This is a genomic window from Desulfovibrio sp. An276, from assembly GCF_002159665.1.
In the GTDB taxonomy this organism is placed as follows: Bacteria; Desulfobacterota; Desulfovibrionia; order Desulfovibrionales; family Desulfovibrionaceae; genus Desulfovibrio; species Desulfovibrio faecigallinarum.
The window spans coordinates 1-3,902 of sequence record NZ_NFJC01000066.1; the positions used below are offsets into that span (position 1 = coordinate 1).

6 protein-coding genes and 1 pseudogene are annotated in these 3,902 nt (G+C 53.8%); 3 read left to right on the top strand and 4 right to left on the bottom strand.

The features are described 5' to 3' along the window. Positions 1–274: hypothetical protein (locus tag B5F76_RS15250; protein ID WP_204218439.1), on the top strand; the 274-nt coding region annotated here is incomplete at its 5' end. 448 nt (positions 275–722) lie between these two features. Here B5F76_RS15250 and B5F76_RS15500 read toward each other — a convergent pair. From B5F76_RS15500 to B5F76_RS14170, 4 genes are all read right to left on the bottom strand, one after another. Further along, positions 723–827, bottom strand: coding sequence for a hypothetical protein (locus B5F76_RS15500; RefSeq protein ID WP_144268511.1), 105 nt, complete (start codon positions 825–827; stop codon positions 723–725). A 24-nt stretch (positions 828–851) separates the two neighbouring features. After that, positions 852–1,481: an MBL fold metallo-hydrolase gene (locus tag B5F76_RS14155; RefSeq protein WP_144268512.1), complete on the bottom strand. Its 630-nt coding sequence runs from the start codon at positions 1,479–1,481 to the stop codon at positions 852–854. Further along, entirely contained in the window at positions 1,427–1,681 is a 255-nt protein-coding gene (locus tag B5F76_RS15630) for an MBL fold metallo-hydrolase (RefSeq protein ID WP_087355726.1), read from the bottom strand. Before B5F76_RS15630 ends, B5F76_RS14155 begins: the two co-directional genes overlap by 55 nt. Positions 1,682–2,020: 339 nt before the next feature. Beyond that, positions 2,021–2,650 carry a nitroreductase family protein gene (locus B5F76_RS14170; protein WP_087355730.1) on the bottom strand — a complete coding sequence of 210 codons (630 nt, stop codon included), beginning with the start codon at positions 2,648–2,650 and terminating at the stop codon, positions 2,021–2,023. Between the two features lie 220 nt (positions 2,651–2,870). Between B5F76_RS14170 and B5F76_RS14175 the strand changes: the two genes are divergently transcribed. Together B5F76_RS14175 and B5F76_RS15255 are read left to right on the top strand one after the other, a co-directional pair. Beyond that, on the top strand, positions 2,871–3,524 hold the full coding sequence (locus tag B5F76_RS14175; protein WP_204218440.1) for an AraC family ligand binding domain-containing protein: 654 nt from the start codon (positions 2,871–2,873) through the stop codon (positions 3,522–3,524). Positions 3,525–3,536: 12 nt separating this feature from the next. Continuing rightward, a pseudogene (locus B5F76_RS15255) lies at positions 3,537–3,770 on the top strand (helix-turn-helix domain-containing protein); the annotation flags it as partial. Positions 3,771–3,902 lie beyond the last annotated feature (132 nt).

The following is a 3,902-nucleotide window of genomic DNA, read 5'->3' on the forward strand; positions in this document are numbered from 1 at the left end:
GCAGAAATCAGAATCTCAAAGTTCTCTTCCCATTCGCTATTCACTTGTCAATGAACCAGAACCTGCCGCCGTTTCAAGCGGCGTCGGGCTTTATGCCCTTTTCCTCATCAACTGTCAAGAACTTTTTTCGTTTCGCAATTTTTTTCGCGGAAGAATTTCGTTCTTTTTCAGTCGCGGGAAAGTTCCTTATAGGCTTTTCGGTTTTCATCTGTCAAGCAGTTTTTTGAACTTTTTTTTGGGAAGCTCTCGAATCTGCTTTCCAGACTGGCGTTAAGCCTTGCTCCAAATGAATTCGCAAGGTGCGTTTTCAATTGGCGCGAGGGAGGCTTCTACGCTTGTGGCATGGGTCTGTCAACAAATTTCTGCATTTTTGACAAACTTTTTTCTCATGGCACAGAAACTCATCAGTCAACTCTTTGATATTTCATACAACGCACTTGTGCACATCCTGTCCCCAAAGGAGTGACCACCGTGGGGTCTGCCATATTGTCCAGATACAAAATTCCTTCGGCTGCAGAGCGGGCGCTCCTGGATGCCCCATACACTGTAGCCGAGCCATGGAGGCTCTTCCCCATGGCTCTCGCCGTATCCTTTGCTACTTGCGCAGCCCCATCGCCGAGCGCTGCAGACAGTTCTTGCCGGTTATGGACAGGATGTCTCTGGCTATAGCATCAAGGGCGTCTGCCTTGATCCTTCTTCCTTCGGACGTTTTGCCAGCGTGATCAGTCTCCCTTCTCCTGGGCCTCCCCTGCCCTGCGGACAAGAACGTCTGTTCCACCAGCAAGATCCGCCATGTGGGCAGCCTGTTCTGCGGGAGTGAGGCGCACAAGATTTGTCGGATTGCCATTGAATCAGCCAATCTTCGCTGCAAATATCTCCCGTGCAGCCCCGGGTATGACTCCATAGATGTCTCCCAGACAGGGAAGGTTGCGCAGAGCTTCGGGCAGGCGCACGCTTGTGGCAAGCTCGTCCGCTGTCCTGCCCTCGTTCATGCCCTGAATGGTCTGCTCATAGACGGATTCAATGACCCTGGCATAGTTTTCCATCATGGGCAGACATTCTTCCCAAGCGGGAACATGGTTGTAGCCGAACATGACGGCCTTCGGTGCAAAGGCAACCAAGCGACGCACACCCCTGGCCCAGCGCTCAACGTCGCGATAGACACTGCCACGTATGGGATAGAGATTGGGGAAACTCCCATACACGTGATCACCAGCAAAAAGCACCTGTGAGTCTGGAAGCCAGACGGCAACGTGATCCGCCCTTTCACCGGGGATCATGTACACTTCCAGCCTCACACCATCTATGGACAACTCGGTCTTCTCTTCTGAGAAGAAGCGATTGGGTGAAATGGGCTCCCGTGCAGGGCGCCCATCAGTGAAGCGCGGAACCATGAAGTTTGGGGGATACTCACTGTCGGGAATGCCTATACCGAACTGCCTTGCAAAACGTGTCCCAAGAACCTTTTCCAGCCCTTGCACACTTTTTGCTCAGCCCAGAAATCCTTGTGCCGCCACACGGGAACATCCGTGCGACCTTCCAGGAAGACCCTGCCACCCCCTCTGTGATCCGGATGGCTGTGGGTGAGAATGATCGCCTGCAGGGCGCCTGGCGCAAGCTCCTTGCTCTGCTTCAGGACCTCGGCGGTCCTGTTCAGATCGTCGCCCGTATTGATCAGGATATAGCCATGCTCCGGGTGCTAATCATACCAAAGTTGGAAGAGCTGTAGCTCACAAAGGCGAAAACACCCCTGGAAAGCTCGGTGCGGCTGCTCTCAAGCTGGTGATGCGTCTGCCCCTGCGGAATGGCAAAGCCGGGATAGGTCTGCTCAGCTGTGCTCGTTTCGCTTCCTGCTTCCCTGGCAAAGGCCGGACTGGCAGCAGAGGCAAGACCTGCAACACCCAAGGCGCACAACAACACACACCATTGTGTTCATGGTACTCCTCCCTGAAAAACGATGGCGTTCCTGTATTCCCCTCATCCTGAGACAAGGCTCCAGTGGCAATCAGCCCAAAAGTCATTACCAGATATTGCGATGGATCCTGTCCGCGACGCTGATGACCTTTTGTATGCAGACATGGGCGTCTTCCGCGGCATAGCCTATGGCAAGGAAGCAGGTGAACTCATAGCCTTCAGGCGCATGCACAAGCCTTTTCGCATGTTCTGCCTCGTCAGCTATGGGGATGCGGAAGGCGCAGGCAAGACCTTCGGCTGTGGCTGCCAGGAGGATGTTTTCCACAGCAGCCCAGGCAGAGGCAAAGTAGTTGAGGGAACTCTGGTTGGCAGGCTGGCACAGGGGGCAGTCCTTCTGGCGGAAAAAGGGCAGGACCACACAACCACTCTCGAGAAGCATGCGCTGCTGCTTTGGCAGAGCATCCACAAACATGGCGTACTCGTCCTTGTCCATGCTGCCCTTCTCCTTCGCAATGTAGGGATCCTGGATGGCGCTGGTATTGCCAGCCACAGGGGCCACAAGCCTTGCAATATTCTCCCTGCCGCGCACAACTACAAATTCGAACTGGCGCAAGTGATCATTGGTCGGAGCCTTGAAAGCAGCTCCAAGAACCTTGCGCAAAAGTTCGTCGCTCACCTCTCTTCCCGAGAAATCACGGACGGTGCGCCTCTTCTTCAAAACTTCGTAGAATTCCACTGTGTATGTACCTCACTGGTATGATGCAGACAGCCGAAGTGGCTGCCATTGCCTTTGGGAGGAACATACCATAGTTTTTGTCTGATACTTGCCTTAATGGAAGAAATACTTGTCCACAATTTGTATTTTCCCAATTCCTGAACAACTTTCTGACAAGCAGAACAAAAACGACATGGAACAAGACACCAGAATGGACCTTGAGTGTGAAGAGGGGCCCGCCATGAAGGATGAGAACATCACCCCCTATGATCTCCCGGATCAAAAAAATCACTCCTTCTTCTTTGTGGACATGCCCATACAGCCACACGTGGAAGCTCCCTTGCACAGGCACGACGCCTGGGAGCTCCTCTGCGTTGTCCACGGCTATGGCAAGCGCACAGCCGGGGACACGGTCCAGGACTTTGCCGCGGGGGATATAGTCCTGATTCCTCCAAACATGATCCATCGCTGGGACTTTTCCCCGGATTCGGCAGACGAGAGCGGTCACATCCACTACCTCATGGTCGCCTTCAAGCACACTTTTGTGGAACGCTGCGTGGCAACCTTTCCCGAAGTGCGCAACAGGCTTGCCAACATCACCTTCCCGGACAATGCCCTGTGCTTTTCCGGAAGAAGCGCTCTTGTGCTCCAAAAACGCCTTGAGAGCATGAGGCCACTCAACGAGCTCGAGCGCCTGAGTGCCATGCTGTTGCTTCTTTGCGAACTCTTCACAGCCTCGGATCACACGCTTGCCGGAAGACCCATGCGCATCGAAAGAAACGTGCAGCGCATGCAGACTGTCTGCACCTTTGTGATGCGCAACTTTCGGCGCACCATCACCCTGGAAGAGGCGGCCGCTGTTGCAGGCATGAATCGCTCGGCCTTCTGCTCCTAGTTTCGCAAATACAGGCAGATGACCTTCATGCAGTATCTCACACAGTACCGCCTTGAAACTGCCTGCGAGCTTCTCCTCAATTCGGACAAGCAGGTCTCGGAAATCTGCTTTGCCGTAGGCTTCAATGACCTGCCCCACTTTGTCCGCATCTTTGCCAGGGCCTACAGGATGCCGCCGGCAAGATACCGCAAACGCGCCAGAAGCTCTGCTTCCGATGAGCCGCAAAAGGCAGGCAGTACGCAATGAGCTTCATTTGCACAAGATCACGAAAAAAGCCCCGGAGCAGAACGTGCTCTACGGGGCTTCCATGAAAAATCTTGGCAACTACCTACTTTCCCACATGAAGATATGCAGTATCATCGGCGAAAAGGAGCTTAA

Excerpts from the sequence above, each read along its gene's own strand:
- B5F76_RS14175 (WP_204218440.1), top strand. The coding sequence starts at position 2,871 with ATGAAGGATGAGAACATCACCCCCTATGATCTCCCGGATCAAAAAAAT.